Below are 15,521 nucleotides of genomic sequence, written 5' to 3'. Positions count from 1 at the left end.
GTCGGCGCCCGCCGACCGGCGGAAGCCATGTCGGCCTCCCACACCCGACGCGGTCAGGGCGCCCGGTGCCTTCCGCAGCGCCCGCATGCGGGCGGTCCGCGTCCGCGCCGCCCCCGACGCGCCCGGCGCCGCGGCGCACGGCACTCACCGTACGCTCGCCGCCGGAACCGGCTCCCAACAGGTCGGATCATGGGTGAATGCGGCGAAAAAACCACTTCGGTGGGGGTCGCATGGGCGCAGGTGGGGCCGCGGCGCGGTACGTTTTCCCTATGTCAGGCAGCACTTCGCCGAGCGCGCCTTTCGGCCAGATGTTGACCGCAATGGTCACACCGATGCAGGAGAACGGCGACGTCGACTACGACGGCGCCGCCCGCCTCGCCACCTACCTGGTCGACGAGCAGCGCAATGACGGCCTCATCATCAGCGGTACCACTGGAGAGTCGCCGACCACCAGTGACGAGGAGAAGGACCGGTTGCTGCGCGCCGTGCTGGAGGCCGTCGGCGACCGGGCCGTCGTCGTGGCCGGGGTCGGGACCAACGACACCCGCCACAGCAGCAGGCTCGCCCAGAGCGCCGAGCGCGCCGGTGCGCACGGCCTTCTGCTGGTCACCCCCTACTACAACAAGCCCCCGCAGGAAGGGCTGATCCGGCACTTCACGTCGATCGCCGACGCCACCGAGCTGCCGGTCATGCTCTACGACATCCCGCAGCGCACCGGCACACCGATCGCCTCCGAGACCCTTGTGCGGCTCGCCGAGCACCCGCGCATCGTCGCCAACAAGGACGCCAAGGACGACCTCGGCGCCAGCTCCTGGGTGATGGAGCGCACCGACATGGCCTTCTACTGCGGCTCGGACATCCTCAACCTGCCGCTGCTGTCGGTGGGCGCCTCCGGCTTCGTCAGCGTCGTGGGCCACATCGTCGGCTCCGACCTGCACGACATGGTCGACGCCTACCAGGGAGGCGACGTCGCCCGCGCCCTGGCCATCCACCGCCGCCTCACGCCCGTCTACACCGGAATATTCCGGACCCAGGGCGTCATCACCACCAAGGCGGTGCTGAACATGTTCGGCCTCCCCGGCGGGCCGGTCCGCACTCCGCTGGCCGACGCCTCGCCCGAGCTTCAGGCCCTGCTGCGCGAAGACCTCGCCGCGGCCGGTGTCAAGGGACCGATCGGTCTGGCCCCCCACCAGGCGGTGCCGGCCAGCGTCGTAGGGGTCGAACGGCTGACGGAAGGATCCGCATGAGTCATCCCCACCCCGAGCTCGGCCCGCCGCCCCCGCTGAGCCCCGACGCGCTGCGCGTCGTGGCACTCGGCGGCCTGGGCGAGATCGGCCGCAACATGGCGGTCTTCGAGTACCGGGGCAAGCTGCTGATCGTCGACTGCGGCGTGCTGTTCCCCGAGGAGGAGCAGCCCGGAGTCGACCTCATCCTGCCCGACTTCGACTACATCCGGGACCGGCTCGACGACGTTGAGGCCCTCGTGCTCACGCACGGCCACGAGGACCACATCGGGGCTGTGCCGTTCCTGCTGCGCGAGCGCCCCGACATCCCGCTGGTGGGGTCGCGGCTGACGCTGGCGCTGCTCTCGGCCAAGCTCGGCGAGCACCGCATCAAGCCCGAGACCGTCCAGGTAGCCGAGGACGACCGTCGCTCCTTCGGCCCCTTCGACCTGGAGTTCCTCGCGGTCAACCACTCCATCCCGGACGCGCTCGCGGTGGCCGTGCGCACCGAGGCCGGCACCCTGCTGCACACCGGCGACTTCAAGATGGACCAGCTGCCCCTCGACGGGCGGCTGACCGACCTCGCCGGGTTCGCCCGGCTGGGCAGCGAGGGCGTCGACCTGCTGATGGCCGACTCCACCAACGCCGAGGTACCCGGGTTCGTCACCAGCGAGCGCGACATCTCGCCGGTGATCGACAGCGTCTTCGACCAGGCCGACCAGCGCATCATCGTCGCCTGCTTCGCCTCCCACGTGCACCGCGTCCAGCAGGTGCTCGACTCGGCCAAGGCCCACGGCCGCAAGGTCGCCTTCGTCGGCCGCTCGATGGTGCGCAACATGAACATCGCGCGCGACCTGGGCTACCTGACCGTGCCCGCCGACCTGCTGGTCGACGTCAAGCAGCTCGACGACCTGCGCCCCGACGAGGCCGTGCTGGTCTCCACCGGGTCCCAGGGCGAGCCGATGTCGGCGCTGACCCGCATGGCCAACCGCGACCACCAGATCCGCATCGAGCAGGGCGACACGGTCCTGCTGGCGTCCTCGCTCATCCCGGGCAACGAGAACTCGGTCAACCGCGTCATCAACGGCCTGACGCGCTGGGGCGCCAAGGTGGTGCACAAGGGCAACGCGCTGGTGCACGTCTCCGGCCACGCCCCCGCCGGCGAGCTGCTGTACGTGCACAACATGGTGCGGCCGCGCAACTTCATGCCGGTGCACGGAGAATGGCGGCACATGCGCGCCCACGCCCGCGTGGCCGCCCTCGCCGGGCTCGACGAGGACCGCATCTGCCTTGCCGAGGACGGCGTGGTCGTCGACCTGCACAAGGGGCGGGCGCGCATCACCGGCAAGGTCCAGGCCGGCTACGTCTACGTCGACGGCGCGTCGGTGGGCGACGTCACCGAGTCCGCGCTCAAGGACCGGCGCATCCTCGGCGAGGAGGGGTTCATCTCGGTCATCGTGGCCGTCGACTCCACCTCCGGCAAGATCGTCGGCGAGCCCGAGATCCACACCCGCGGGGCGGGCATCGGCGTCGAGGCCTACGACGAGGTCATCCCCAAGGTGCAGGACTCGCTGGAGAAGGCCGCCTCCGACGGCATAACCGACCCCCACCAGCTGCGCCAGCTCGTGCGGCGGGGGATCGGCCGCTGGGTCAACGAGACCTACCGCCGCCGGCCGATGATCGTCCCGGTGATCGTGGAGATCTGACCCGCAGGCAACCCACGGGCGCCGCCCGGTCCGCTGGTCAGAGGCGCCCGCCCGGGCGACACGCCGGGCGGGCGGTGCCGACGAGCGGGCCGGGCGCGCTGTAGGCTGCCGACCATGGCCACCCGTGCGCCCAAGACCCCCCAAGGATCCGGCGGCGGAGCGTCCCGGGGCGGCGCGACCGGCGGCTCCGGACAGAAGCGGAAGCAGGCGGCGGCGCGCAAGACCCCGGGGGCCTCCGCGCAGCGCACCCGCGCATCCGCGGCCAAGCGCAGGCCCGCCGCCGCCGAAGGCCCCGTCGCGCTGCTGTTCGTGTGGACGGGCCGCGCCCTGCTGCTCGTGTGGCGGCTGATGGCGCACACCGTCGGCGGACTCGCACGCGCCGCCGGGCGCAGCGCCCGCGACCTCGACCCCGACCTCCGCCGCGACGGGCTCGGCCTGGTGCTGCTGGCGCTCGGCCTGCTCATCGCCGCCGCCGTGTGGTGGGACACCCGGGGTCCGCTGCCGGAGGCCACCCGTACCGTCGTCGTCGGCGCCTTCGGCACCTTCTCGCCGGTGCTGCCGCTGCTGTTCCTGCCCTTCGCCTGGCGGCTGATGCGCACCCCCGGCACCGGCGAGACCGACGTGGGCCGGCTGTTCATCGGCTCCACCGCACTCCTGGTGGGCCTGCTGGGGCTCATCCACATCGGCCACGGCATCCCCTGGCCCGCCGACGGGCCCGAGGCGGTGCGCCGCGCCGGCGGCATCATCGGCTTCGCCGCCTCCGGTCCCCTCAGCCTGCTCATCACCCCTTGGGTGACCGGGGTTCTGCTCGGGCTGCTGCTGCTCTTCGGCCTGCTGGTGGTCACCGCCACCCCCGTCCACCGCATCCCCGAGCGCATGCGGGCCCTCTTCGGCGGACTCATGGAGCGCGAGGGGGGTCCCGACGCCGGAATGGGCATCCTCGACACCCCCTCCGAGGCGGAGGGCGCGCCCGAACGGCCCAAGCGCAAGCGCAGGCCGCGCGCGGACGAGGCGGTCGCCAAGACGGCGGAGGACGGCGGCGCGGGCGTGGCCGGCGCCAACGAGCGCCCCTACGACACGCCGGTCGTGTCCGCGACGGACAAGAAGGCGCAGGCCGCGGTGCCCGACCACACGCCGCCGCCCGAAGCCGCCGAGCAGCTGTCCATCCCGCCGCGCGTCGTCGACGGCGACTACGAGCTGCCGCCGCCGCCCACGCTCAAGCCCGGCACGCCGCCCAAGCCGCGCACCAAGGCCAACGACACGGTGGTCGAGGCGCTCAACGGCGTGATGGAGCAGTTCAACATCGACGCCGAGATCACCGGCTTCACCCGCGGGCCCACCGTGACCCGCTACGAGATCGAGCTCGGCCCGGCCGTGAAGGTCGAGAAGGTCACCGCGCTGACCAAGAACATCTCCCTGGCCGTCAAGAGCGCCGACGTGCGCATCCAGTCGCCGATCCCCGGCAAGTCGGCCATCGGCGTGGAGATCCCCAACTCCGACAAGGACATCGTCAGCCTCGGCGACATCCTGCGCTCGACCCCGGCCACATCCGACGAGCACCCGATGCTGGTGGGCCTGGGCAAGGACATCGAGGGCGCCACCGTGGTGGCCAACCTCGCGAAGATGCCGCACGTGCTGGTCGCCGGAGCCACCGGCGCCGGCAAGTCCACCTGCATCAACGGGCTGATCACCTCGATCATGATGCGGGCCACCCCCGACGAGGTCCGGCTGATCCTGGTCGACCCCAAGCGGGTCGAGCTGACCATGTACGAGGGCATCCCGCACCTGATCACCCCGATCATCACCAGCCCGAAGAAGGCGGCCGACGCGCTGCAGTGGGTCGTGGGCGAGATGGACCGCCGCTACGACGACCTCGCGGCCTCGGGCTACCGCCACATCGACGACTTCAACGCCGCGGTCTCCGCCGGCGAGCTCACCGCGCCGCCCGGCAGCGAGCGCGAGTACGAGCCCTACCCCTACCTGGTGGTGATCGTCGACGAGCTGGCCGACCTGATGATGGTCGCCCCCCGCGACGTCGAGGACGCGATCGTGCGCATCACCCAGCTCGCCCGCGCGGCGGGCATCCACTTGGTGCTCGCCACCCAGCGCCCCAGCGTCGACGTCGTCACCGGGCTGATCAAGGCCAACGTGCCGTCCCGGCTGGCCTTCGCCACCTCCAGCCTCTCCGACAGCCGCGTCATCCTGGACCAGCCGGGCGCCGAGAAGCTCGTCGGCAAGGGCGACGCGCTGTTTCTGCCCATGGGTGCGGGCAAGCCCATCCGGCTGCAGAACGCCTGGGTCACCGAGAAGGAGATCCGGGCGGTCGTCGAGCACTGCAAGAAGCAGGCCGAGCCCAGCTACCGCGACGACGTGGGCGCCGCCGAGGCCAAGAAGAAGGAGATCGACGAGGAGGTCGGCGACGACCTCGACCTGCTGCTGCAGGCCATCGAGCTGGTGGTCACCACCCAGTTCGGCTCCACCTCGATGCTCCAGCGCAAGCTGCGGGTCGGCTTCGCCAAGGCCGGGCGCCTGATGGACCTGATGGAGAGCCGCGACGTGGTCGGCCCGAGCGAGGGCTCCAAGGCGCGGGACGTCCTGGTCACGCCGGACGACCTGCCGGGCGTGCTGGCCGTCGTCCGCGGCGACGGCGGAACCGGCTGACCCGACTCCCCGCGCCGCCGCCCGTCCCGGGTGCATTGACCTAGTTTTAACCGCTTCATGGGGTGTGTCAGGGTGCCTTTCCGGCAGAAGGTACGCAGAGTGGTGAAAGACCTACTCTGCGGTGTTGCGCAGTCGCGTGCGACCGCGCACCGGAGCGGGGCCGAGGGTCGCGCGCCGCCGTCGTGCGGGCACCGCGACCGTACCCCCACCCTGGGAAGGGGCGGAGATGAGCACGATCGGCCGGACCATCGCCGCGGCTCGCGAGAGCGCCGGCTACACCCTCGCCGAACTGAGCACCCGCACCTGCATCCGGAGGCCGGTGCTCACCGGAATCGAAGACGACGACTTCCGCGCCTGCGGCGGCGACTTCTACGCCCGCGGCCACATCCGGGCCCTGTGCCGCGAACTGGGGATCGACCCGGCGGAGCTGATCGAGCTCTACGACCGCGAGCACGCCAAGGAGCGGACCGTCCCGGCGTTCACCGACAGGCCGGTGACCGGCCGCGGCGACGACTCCGCGGACGACCGCGGCGCCGACGCGCCCGAGCGGACACGGGAGGGCGCCGGCAGCGGCGCTCAGCGGGCCGGCACCGCCCGCTCGGAGGACTCGGAGCCGCTGCCGACCGTGCCGGCCCCGCGGACCGCCCACAGCGCCTCCGGCGCTCCTCAGGGGGGCGCCTCAGCGGCGCCTCGGGGCGGCGGCAGTGGCGGGTCCGGCGAACGCACCGGTGAGGGATCGCGCCGGTTGGGCCGCAGGCGCCGCGGCGGTAGGAGTGCCGCCGGCGCGGCGGGCGCAGGAGCAGGAGCCGTGCCCCGGGGCCGCCACAGCGGGTCCGGCGGCGCGGAGCAGGGGCGCGGCAATGGCGCCGATGCCGAAGGGGCGGAAACCGCTGCCGCGGCCGAGGGCGCCGTCCCCGAGCCGCGCCGCAAGCGCAAGCCGTCACTGCTGTCGGCGACCCTCGCCGCGGCGCGCCGCTCCTGGCCGCTGGTGGTGGTCGTCGCGATCGCCGGAGCGGCGGTGGGCGCCGCCCTGGGCTCCTGGCCGGACGGCGGTTCCGGGCAGACGGCCGGCGGCCTCGTCCAGCGCGAGGAGCGCCCGGCCGACGCCGTCCCGGCACCCGAGCCCTCACCGCAGCAGCAGTCCCGGCAGCCCCAGCGGCCCCCGGAGGCCCAGCGGCTGCAGGACGCCCAAAAGCCCCGGAATTCCCGGCAGGCGCGGGAAGGCCTGCAGTCCCGGGGCGGCCAGAGTCCCCGGGGCACCCGCGAGGCCGGGGACGGCGGTGACCGCTCGGCCGGCTACGGCACCGGCATGAGCAGTGTGACCACCAGCGAGCGCAAGGCCGAGGAGGTCCGCCTCACCGTCAGCGCCCTCGATCGGGTGTGGCTGCGCGTCACCGACGCCCAGGGCGACAACCTCTACACCGGGGTCCTGGACAAGGACGACGTGCGCGGCTGGACCGACCCCGACGAACTGCGGCTGCACGTGGGCAAGGCCTCGGCGGTGCGCATCACCGTCAACGACGAGCACATCGGCAGGCCCGATTCCTCCGCCCGGATCGGCCGTTTCACCTTCTCGGCCACCGATCTGCACTAGCGCGTTTTCGACGGGTCCGCTCGTTGCGCGCCGTGCACTCCGGTGCGCCGCGCCCGCGGCGCGAAGGCCGTTGTTCGGGCGCGGGCGCTGCGATGGGGACCGGACCGGTGCCGCGCTCGAACGGCCGGGGAGGGAGGCGAAGGCGGGTCCCCCGTCGGCTTGGAAGATCGCGGCGGGAGCTTGTGCCGGTAGTGCCGGGGCGCCGCGCAGCGGGACAGCGACCCACCGGACACGCCCGTGCGCGCGGCGGCGCGGCGGACGGACGGTGCGGGGAGGGGTCCTCCCGGCGGGCGAACACCGGCCGGGAGGACCTACCCTGGTAGAGGCGGGGAGTCCCGCCGCCCACGATCCGCTCCCCTAATGTTGGAAGCCATGTCATCGCGCCGCAAAGTCTCGCTCGTCACCCTCGGCTGCGCCCGGAACGAGGTCGACTCCGAAGAGCTCGCCGGACGACTCGAATCCCAGGGCTGGGACCTCGTCGGATCCGACGGCGGTGAGAAGGCCGACGTCGTCGTCGTGAACACCTGCGGGTTCATCGACGCGGCCAAGCAGGACTCCATCGACGCCCTGCTCTCCTCGGCCGAGGACGGCGCCAAGGTGGTCGCCGCCGGGTGCATGGCCGAGCGCTACGGCTCCGAGCTCGCCGCGGAGCTGCCCGAGGCGCAGGTCATCGGCTTCGACGACTACGCCGACATCTCCGAGCGCCTCGACGACGTCCTCGCCGGCCGCAGCCTCACGCCCCACGAGCCCCGCGACCGCCGCACCCTGCTGCCGATCTCCCCGGTCGAGCGGCCCGAGGGCCGCCAGGCGCACGTGCCCGGCCACGCCCCCTTCGACCCGGCCGAGCCGCTGCCCGAGGGGGTGGCGCCGGCCTCGGGCCCGCGCATTCCCCGCCGCCGGCTGACCGGGGGACCGGTCGCCAACCTCAAGATCGCCTCGGGCTGCGACCGCCGCTGCACCTTCTGCGCGATCCCCGCCTTCCGCGGCGCCTACATCTCCCGCCGGCCCGACGACGTCGTGCGCGAGGCCGAATGGCTGGCCGGGCAGGGCGTCCGCGAGCTGTTCCTGGTCAGCGAGAACTCCACCTCCTACGGCAAGGACCTGGGCGACCTGCGCGCACTGGAGACCCTGCTGCCCCGGCTCGCCGCAGTCGAGGGCATCGAGCGGGTGCGCGTCAGCTACCTCCAGCCGGCCGAGATGCGGCCCGGGCTGGTCGAGATGCTGACCTCGACCCCCGGCGTGGTCCCCTACTTCGACCTGTCCTTCCAGCACGCGAGCGGGCCGCTGCTGCGCCGGATGCGCCGCTTCGGCTCGCGCGAGCGGTTCCTGGAGCTGCTGGCCACCGTACGCGAACGCGCGCCCGAGGCCGGGGTGCGCTCCAACTTCATCGTCGGGTTCCCCGGCGAGACCGAGGACGACCTCGCCGAGCTCACCGCCTTCCTGCAGGAGGCGCGGATGGACGCCGTCGGCGTCTTCGGCTACTCCGACGAGGACGGCACCGAGGCCGCCGGACTCGACGGCAAGCTCCCCGACGAGGACGTCGCCGAGCGGGTCGACCGGCTCAACCGGCTAGCGGAGGAACTCATGGCGCAACGGTCCGAGGAGCGTGTGGGCTCCACCGTCGAGGTCCTCGTCGAAGCCGAGCTGGACGACGGCGTCTACGAGGGCCGCGCCGCCCACCAGGCCCCCGAGGTCGACGGCAGCACCGTCGTGCACGCGGCCGGCCTGTCGCCGGGCGACGTCGTCACCGCCACCGTCACCGAGGCCATGGGCGCCGACCTGGTCGCCGAGGCCTCCGCCACGCAGGGGTCGGCACCGCGATGAGCACCCACGAATCCGCACCCGGCCACGTGCCGCTGTGGAACATCGCCAACATCCTCACCGCCAGCCGGCTGGTGATGGTCCCGGTGTTCGTCGCCTTCATGTTCCTGGACCACCCCGCCTGGCGGTTCGCCGCCTTCGCGGTGTTCGTCGTGGCCGCCGTGACCGACCGCGTCGACGGCGAGCTCGCCCGGCGGCGCAACCTGGTCACCGACTTCGGCAAGGTCGCCGACCCCATCGCCGACAAGGCGCTGACCGGCGCCGCGCTGATCGTGCTGTCCATGCTCGGCGAACTGTGGTGGTGGGTCACCGCGGCCATCCTGGTGCGCGAGCTCGGCATAACCCTGCTGCGCTTCGCCGTCATCCGCTACGGGGTGATCCCGGCCAGCCGCGGCGGCAAGCTCAAGACCGTGCTGCAGGTCGTCGCGATCTCGATCTACCTGTTCCCGCTGCCCGAGCCGCTGACCTTCCTCGCGCACGTGGCCATGGGCGCCGCCCTGGCGGTGACCCTGTGGACCGGCGGCGACTACGTCGTCCAGGCGGTGCGGCTGCGCGGCCGCTCCTCCGGCGCGGCCGGCGGATGAGCGCCGGCGGCCCCGCGCCGCGCCCCGCGCTGCCGGGTGCCGAGCCCGCCGCGGCGGCGCTGCGCGCGCTTGAGGCGGCCGGCGCGACCCTGGCCACCGCCGAGTCGCTGACCGGCGGGCTGATCGGGGCGGCGCTGACCGGCGTCGCCGGCGCCTCGGCGGTCTACCGGGGAGGGGTTGTGGCCTATGCGACCGACCTCAAGGCCGGCATGCTCGGGGTCCCCCGCGACCTGCTGCGCGACCGGGGCGCCGTCGACCCCGGCGTCGCGCGCGCCATGGCCGAGGGGGCACGCGACCGGCTCTCGGCCGACTTCGGCCTCGCCGTCACCGGTGTGGCCGGGCCCGACCCCCAGGACGGCCATGCCCCCGGAACCGTCTACGCCGCCGTCTGCGGCCCGGGCGGCCACTGCCGTGTGAGCGAGTTCTCCCTCACCGGCGACCGCGCCGCCGTGCGCACCGGGACCACTGAACAGGCACTTCTTCTGCTGGGCGCCGAAGTGGCGGCCATCACGGGCAGATAACGGCCTCCATGCAGTTCCAAGGCGCCGTTCCAGGGAACAAACCGTCACCAAGATCGTGTTATCCCTGCAGCGAACAGGAAGCCGTGAGGTGCGACGATCGGGCCAGAGGCAGGTACGGTGTTCTCCATGAAGGTCGCTACCGGTGGGAGGGAGCGCGAATGATGGTCCTGCTTCGTCACCTGACTGGTGACGTGCTACGGCGGCTAAGGCAGCGACAGAGCCGCACCCTCCGCGAGGTGTCGGCCGATGCTCGAGTGTCATTGGGGTATCTCTCCGAAGTCGAGCGCGGGCAGAAGGAGGCCTCCTCCGAACTGCTCTCCTCGATCTGCGGGGCCCTGGGCGTGCCGCTCTCCCAGGTGCTGCGCGAGGTCGCCGACCAGCTCGCTCTCGCCGAGCTGCAGGAGGCCGCGCTCCTCAGCGGATCGGTCCCGGCCGACTCCGTCCCCTCCCACGACCACCTCGGCATCGACTCGGTGCCCGACCGTGTTCCCGATGTCGTCGACATGGTGGGCGTCTGAGCCCGCCTGACCCCGAACCCGCAGCCGTGGCCCCACGGCGAGCAGACGGCGAAGGCGCCGACCGCGAACCCGCGGTCGGCGCCTTCCGTGTATCCGTCGCCGGTGGCCCCACCCGGGTTTCCGCTCCCTGCGCCCAGGGCAGCAGCGTCCGTGGAGGCAACGAACGCCACTTCGGGGGATGATCGCCATGACCAAGATTCACGGACCGTTGGACGACGGCGCCCGCAAGACCACCGGCGAGGCGCTGCAAACCGCGGTCGTGGACCTCATCGACCTCTCGCTGACGGCCAAGCAGTGCCACTGGAACGTGACCGGCCGCTCCTTCCGCTCGGTCCACCTCCAGCTCGACGAGCTCGTCGACGTGGCGCGCAAGCACACCGACGTGCTGGCCGAGCGCGCCGTCGCGATCGGCGTCAATCCCGACGGCCGGTCCTCCAAGGTCGCCGGCGACTCCAAGGTTCCCCAGGCCGATCCGGGCTATCTGCAGGACGACAAGGTGATCGCGCTGATCACCGACGTCCTCAACGGCCTCGTGGCGCGGTTCCGCGAGCGCGTCGACGCCACCGCCGAGGCCGACCCGGTCAGCCAGGACCAGCTCATCGCCGCGTCCGAGGAGCTCGAACAGCAGCACTGGATGTTCGAGGCCATGCGCTGACGCTGCGGCGAGGAAGCGGCGAAGTCGGATCGTAGCCATGTCGTTCTGTGAGCCAAGGAGTTGACTGCCTGTTTTGTCTTCCTAAGACCGCTTGGCCTCCGACTTGGGTCCTCCGACAGGGTGCGCACCGTCGGCGGCAGCCTGCCGGTCGAGACGTCCTCCAGCGTCACGCTCTCCAGGATCGAGCGCTCGCTGGCCCGCAGCGCGATCCACACCTGCTGGAGGCTGCGCGCCGCACCGTCGTAGTCGACGTGCTCGGGGCGCTCGCCGCGGACGTTGGCCAGAGGGCCGTCGACCGCGCGGATCACGTCGGCCAGCGAGATGTCGGCGGGGGACCGGGCCAGCCAGTAGCCGCCGACCGGGCCCCGCTGGCTGCGCACGAGCCCTGCACGGCGCAGCTGGGTCAGGATGTTCTCCAAGAACTTTCCGGGGATGGCCTGGGCACGCGCCAGCTGTTCGGCCGTCACCGGGCCGCCACTGGCGGCGGCGAGCTCGGCCGCGGCACGCAATGCGTAGTCGACCCGGGCAGAAAGGCGCATGCTGCGATTATGCCGCGGGAGCGGGGTTCGGCGCGCCAGCGGGGCCGCGGAGTGGCGGGGAAGCGGCGGTGAGCTGCATCAGTGGTTCTCCTAGGCGCGAGTCTGCGGCGAAGCGCGCTCGGCGGCGCCCGGCCGGCGGGCGGCGCCGAGCGCCCCCGCCCTTCTCACCCTACCGACGCGCCCGCGGGCGCCCCCAGAAGTTCGGCCGCGCTCTGGCCGTTGACCCGCGCCGCGCCGTAGGTGCTGATGTGCGCCCGGCACCGCGGGCGCCACGCCGGCAGGCCCATCTCGACCACCACCAGCTCCGGGCGCAGCCGGCACAGCTCGTCGACGAACTGCCGTGTGTCGGGATAGCGGTGCGCGTCGCGCACGACCACCACCAGGTCACGGGAGCGGGCCGCCTCCAGCACCTCGGCCGCGTCCGCCGCGGCGGCGTCCAGCCGCCGGGTCCCGGGAAACCACGGTGACAGCCCCCACGGGACCTCGCCCACCGCGATGCCCGGCGGCGCGTCGATCTCGACCACCACCGGGTCGCGCAGCGAGCCCAGCTCGCCCTCGACCCGCACCGCCCGCCGCGCCGAGTCCAGCCCGATGTGCTCGGCCACCTCGGCCGTCGGCCGGTCGGCCGTCCAGGCCCGCAACTGCGACGTGCGCCAGGCCGCCTCCTCCAGGCGCTCCGCGCTCAGGCGCCCCTCGGCGACCGCCTCGGTGATGGCTCTGCGGACGGCGGCCACTCCGTCGGCGTAGACGAACCGGCCCAGGCACAGCAGGTCGCATCCGGCGATCAGCGCCTGCACCGCCGCTTCGGGGATGCCGATGCGGGCGCTGACCCCCTCCATCTCGATCGCGTCGGTGACGATCGCGCCGTCGAACCCGAGCTCGGTGCGCAGCAGCCCGCTCACGACGCTGGGCGCCAGCGTCGCCGGGCCGCTCAGCCCCAGCTCGGGCAGGCGGATGTGGGCGGTGAGGATACTGCGCACGCCCGCCTCGATGGCCGCCTGGAAGGGCTTCAGCTCCCGCTCGAACAGCAGCTCGCGGTCGGCGCCCACGACCGGCAGCTCCAGGTGGGAGTCCTGCCGGGTGGCGCCGTGGCCGGGGAAGTGCTTGGCGCAGGCCGCCACGCCGCCCTCCTGCAGTCCGGACACCGCGGCCGCGGTGTGGCGGGAGACCAGCGCGGCGTCGGCGCCGAAGGAGCGCGTGCCGATGCCCGGGTTCTCCGCCTCCGTGTTGACGTCGGCCGAGGGCGCCAGGTCCATGGTGAAGCCCAGCCGGCGCAGCTGCGCCCCCAGCGAGCGGTGCACCGCCCGCGTCAGGTCGGCGTCGTCGACCGCGCCGAGCGCGGCGTTGCCGGGGTAGCCGCTGCCCCGCCTCTGACCGATCCGGGTCACGTCGCCGCCCTCCTCGTCCAGCGAGATCAGCGGCGCTTCGGCGGCCTCGCCCAGCTGCGCGTTCAACCGCGCCACCTGCTCGGTGTCGGCGATGTTGTTGTGGAACAGGCAGACGCCGGCCATGCCGCCCGCGAGCCCGTCGAGTACCCACGTCGGGGCGTCGTAGGACTCGAACGGCACCAGCAGGGTGGCGTTGGCGAGGCGGTCCAGGCGCGGATCAGCGGGCATGGGGACTCCGTTCACGAGGAAAGGGCGGTGGTGCGGGCGCGCGGCGGCGGCCGGTGCCGCGCCGGGGCGGGTGCGGCACCGGCCCGGGACGGGGCGGGCGGGTGGAGGGCCCTCAGCCCTTGACCGCGCCCATGGTCAGGCCCGACACCATGCGGCGCTGGACGAACAGGAAGAACGCCATCACGGGCAGGGTCAGCAGCGTGGAGGCGGCCATGATCGAGCCCCACTCCGTGCCGAACCGGCCGAAGTAGTAGGACAGCGACAGCGGTAGCGTGTACTCCTCCGTGCTGCGGCCCAGGAAGGTCAGCGCGACGATGAACTCGTTCCAGGCCGTGATGAAGGCGAAGATGCTGGCGGCCACCAGGCCGGGGGCGACCAGCGGCATGAGGATCCGCCAGAACACCGTCCAGGGTCCGGCGCCGTCGATGGCGGCGGCCTCCTCCAGCTCCTTGGGCACCGCCGCCACGAAGCCGCGCAGCATCATGATCGTGATGGGCAGCGACACCGCCGTGTAGACCACGAGGATGCCCGACAGGTTGCCCAGCATCTGCAGGCCGGTGGCGTCCTGGAAGCGCCGGAAATTGATGAAGATCGAGATGATCAGCGCCTCGGCGGGCACCATCTGGATGACCATCAGCAGGATGATGAAGGCCCCGCGCATCCGGAAGCGGAACCGGGCCACCGCGACCGCCGCCAGCAGCGACAGCACGGCGCCCGCCGCGACCGAGCCCAGCGTCACCATCAGGCTGTTGGCGAGGAACTCCCAGAAGCGCACGCCGGGGATGAGCTGGCCGTTGATCACCCGGTCGAAGTGCTCCAGCGTCAGCGTTTCCGGGAACAGCCGGGTGTTCTTGGAGAAGATCTCGCCGACCGGCTTGAACGCGGTGGCCACCATCCAGTAGACGGGGAATACCGAGAACAGGAACACGGCGGCGCCGGCGGCGTACAGGCCGGCCCTGCGCACCAGCACCCCGGCGGGGGCGCGGCGCCGGCGGCGCGGGGCGGCGGGCGCTGGGCGCGCCCCGGTTGTCGCGGTCATCGGGTCTCCCCCTGGCGGATCATGATGCGCAGGTAGTAGGCAGTGACGGCCAGGATCATCACGGTCATCACCACCGCGATCGCCGAGCCCATGCCGTAGTTGGCCGGGCTGGCCGAGAACCCCTGCTGGTAGATGTAGTACGAGAGCAGGTAGACCGACTTGTTCTGGAAGCTGTTGGCCAGGATGTAGAGCTGGGTGAACACCCGCAGGTCCCAGATGATCTGCAGCACCAGCAGCAGCGCGAACAGCGGGCGCAGCATCGGGAAGGTGACGTTCCAGAACGAGCGCCAGCCGCCGGCGCCGTCGACCCGGGCGGCCTCGTAGAGCTCGTGCGGGATGCTCTTCAGGCCGGCCAGCACCGAGACGGCGATGAACGGGAACGACTGCCAGACGATCACCGTGATCAGCACGCTGAACAGCGACACCGGCTCCAGGAACCAGTTGTAGTTCAGCCAGCCGCCGCCCACGAGCCAGTCCGGCAGCCGGTCCAGCGCCACGTTGACCAGGCCCCGCTCGGGCAGGAACAGCCAGCGGAAGACCAGCGAGGCGCTGATCGCGGGGGTGGCCCAGGCCAGCATCATCCCCACGGAGACCGCCACCGAGAACCAGCGCGGCAGCCGGTGCAGCAGGATGCCCACCAGGGTGCCCAGCACCATGGTCACGCCCACCATCAGCACGCACACGACCACGGTGTTGCGCAGGATGGTCCAGAACTCGGGGTCGCTGAGCAGCCGGCGGTAGTGCGCGAAGTCGTTCCACTCCGGCGCGGGCGCGTTGGGCAGCAGATGGCGGATCGTATAGGAGTGCAGGGAGTTCCACACCATCTGCACCACCGGCCACACCAGCACCAGCGCCAGGATGACGAGTGCGGGGGCGATCAGCAGGTAGGGCGTGGGGACCAAGCGGCGGCGGCGCCCCGGACCGGGGCCGCCGGGCCCGGCGGGCGGCGGCTCCGGCGGGGTCTGCTCCCGCACCGCTTCGGCGGTCTGTGCCATGGGGACTTCGCAATCAGGTCGGGTCCGGGGCGGCGGGAGGAGAGGGCAC

General features: G+C 72.6%; 12 protein-coding genes. 9 read left to right on the top strand and 3 right to left on the bottom strand.

Features of this window, described 5'->3' with window-relative positions:
• The first annotated feature begins 269 nt into the window (after positions 1 to 269).
• The 9 genes from dapA to ABEA15_RS06115 all read left to right on the top strand — a co-directional run bounded on the left by dapA (position 270) and on the right by ABEA15_RS06115 (position 11,283).
• Positions 270 to 1,247 carry a 4-hydroxy-tetrahydrodipicolinate synthase gene (gene dapA / locus ABEA15_RS06155; protein ID WP_344140650.1) on the top strand — a complete coding sequence of 326 codons (978 nt, stop codon included), beginning with the start codon at positions 270 to 272 and terminating at the stop codon, positions 1,245 to 1,247.
• Positions 1,244 to 2,929, top strand: a complete 1,686-nt coding sequence (locus ABEA15_RS06150) for a ribonuclease J (protein WP_344140648.1) — start codon at positions 1,244 to 1,246, stop codon at positions 2,927 to 2,929. Before dapA ends, ABEA15_RS06150 begins: the two co-directional genes overlap by 4 nt.
• A 114-nt stretch (positions 2,930 to 3,043) precedes the next feature.
• Entirely contained in the window at positions 3,044 to 5,590 is a 2,547-nt protein-coding gene (locus ABEA15_RS06145) for a DNA translocase FtsK (protein ID WP_345555819.1), read from the top strand.
• A 226-nt stretch (positions 5,591 to 5,816) separates the two neighbouring features.
• A complete protein-coding gene (locus ABEA15_RS06140) occupies positions 5,817 to 7,184 on the top strand; it encodes a helix-turn-helix domain-containing protein (RefSeq protein ID WP_345555818.1) in 1,368 nt (455 codons plus the stop codon).
• Between the two features lie 372 nt (positions 7,185 to 7,556).
• The gene (rimO, locus tag ABEA15_RS06135; RefSeq protein WP_345555817.1) at positions 7,557 to 9,008 is read left to right on the top strand and encodes a 30S ribosomal protein S12 methylthiotransferase RimO; all 1,452 of its coding nucleotides are present in this window, start codon (positions 7,557 to 7,559) and stop codon (positions 9,006 to 9,008) included.
• Positions 9,005 to 9,589, top strand: a complete 585-nt coding sequence (gene pgsA / locus ABEA15_RS06130; protein WP_345555816.1) for a CDP-diacylglycerol--glycerol-3-phosphate 3-phosphatidyltransferase — start codon at positions 9,005 to 9,007, stop codon at positions 9,587 to 9,589. The genes rimO and pgsA overlap by 4 nt, the downstream gene beginning before the upstream one ends.
• Complete coding sequence (locus tag ABEA15_RS06125) at positions 9,586 to 10,110, top strand: CinA family protein (protein ID WP_345555815.1); 525 nt, start codon at positions 9,586 to 9,588, stop codon at positions 10,108 to 10,110. Before pgsA ends, ABEA15_RS06125 begins: the two co-directional genes overlap by 4 nt.
• Positions 10,111 to 10,268: 158 nt before the next feature.
• On the top strand, positions 10,269 to 10,628 hold the full coding sequence (locus ABEA15_RS06120; RefSeq protein WP_344140635.1) for a helix-turn-helix domain-containing protein: 360 nt from the start codon (positions 10,269 to 10,271) through the stop codon (positions 10,626 to 10,628).
• Positions 10,629 to 10,815: 187 nt separating this feature from the next.
• Positions 10,816 to 11,283 carry a Dps family protein gene (locus tag ABEA15_RS06115; protein ID WP_344140633.1) on the top strand — a complete coding sequence of 156 codons (468 nt, stop codon included), beginning with the start codon at positions 10,816 to 10,818 and terminating at the stop codon, positions 11,281 to 11,283.
• Between the two features lie 703 nt (positions 11,284 to 11,986).
• Here the strand turns inward: ABEA15_RS06115 and ABEA15_RS06105 are convergent.
• The 3 genes from ABEA15_RS06105 to ABEA15_RS06095 all read right to left on the bottom strand — a co-directional run bounded on the left by ABEA15_RS06105 (position 11,987) and on the right by ABEA15_RS06095 (position 15,472).
• Complete coding sequence (locus tag ABEA15_RS06105; protein WP_345555814.1) at positions 11,987 to 13,438, bottom strand: glycoside hydrolase family 3 protein; 1,452 nt, start codon at positions 13,436 to 13,438, stop codon at positions 11,987 to 11,989.
• 112 nt (positions 13,439 to 13,550) lie between these two features.
• Positions 13,551 to 14,477, bottom strand: coding sequence for a carbohydrate ABC transporter permease (locus tag ABEA15_RS06100; protein ID WP_344140628.1), 927 nt, complete (start codon positions 14,475 to 14,477; stop codon positions 13,551 to 13,553).
• Complete coding sequence (locus tag ABEA15_RS06095) at positions 14,474 to 15,472, bottom strand: carbohydrate ABC transporter permease (protein WP_344140626.1); 999 nt, start codon at positions 15,470 to 15,472, stop codon at positions 14,474 to 14,476. The genes ABEA15_RS06100 and ABEA15_RS06095 overlap by 4 nt, the downstream gene beginning before the upstream one ends.
• Positions 15,473 to 15,521: the final 49 nt, after the last annotated feature.

It is taken from the genome of Streptomonospora halophila (assembly GCF_039542725.1).
GTDB lineage: Bacteria > Actinomycetota > Actinomycetes > Streptosporangiales > Streptosporangiaceae > Streptomonospora > Streptomonospora halophila.
This window is presented reverse-complemented; position numbering and strand designations above follow the sequence as displayed.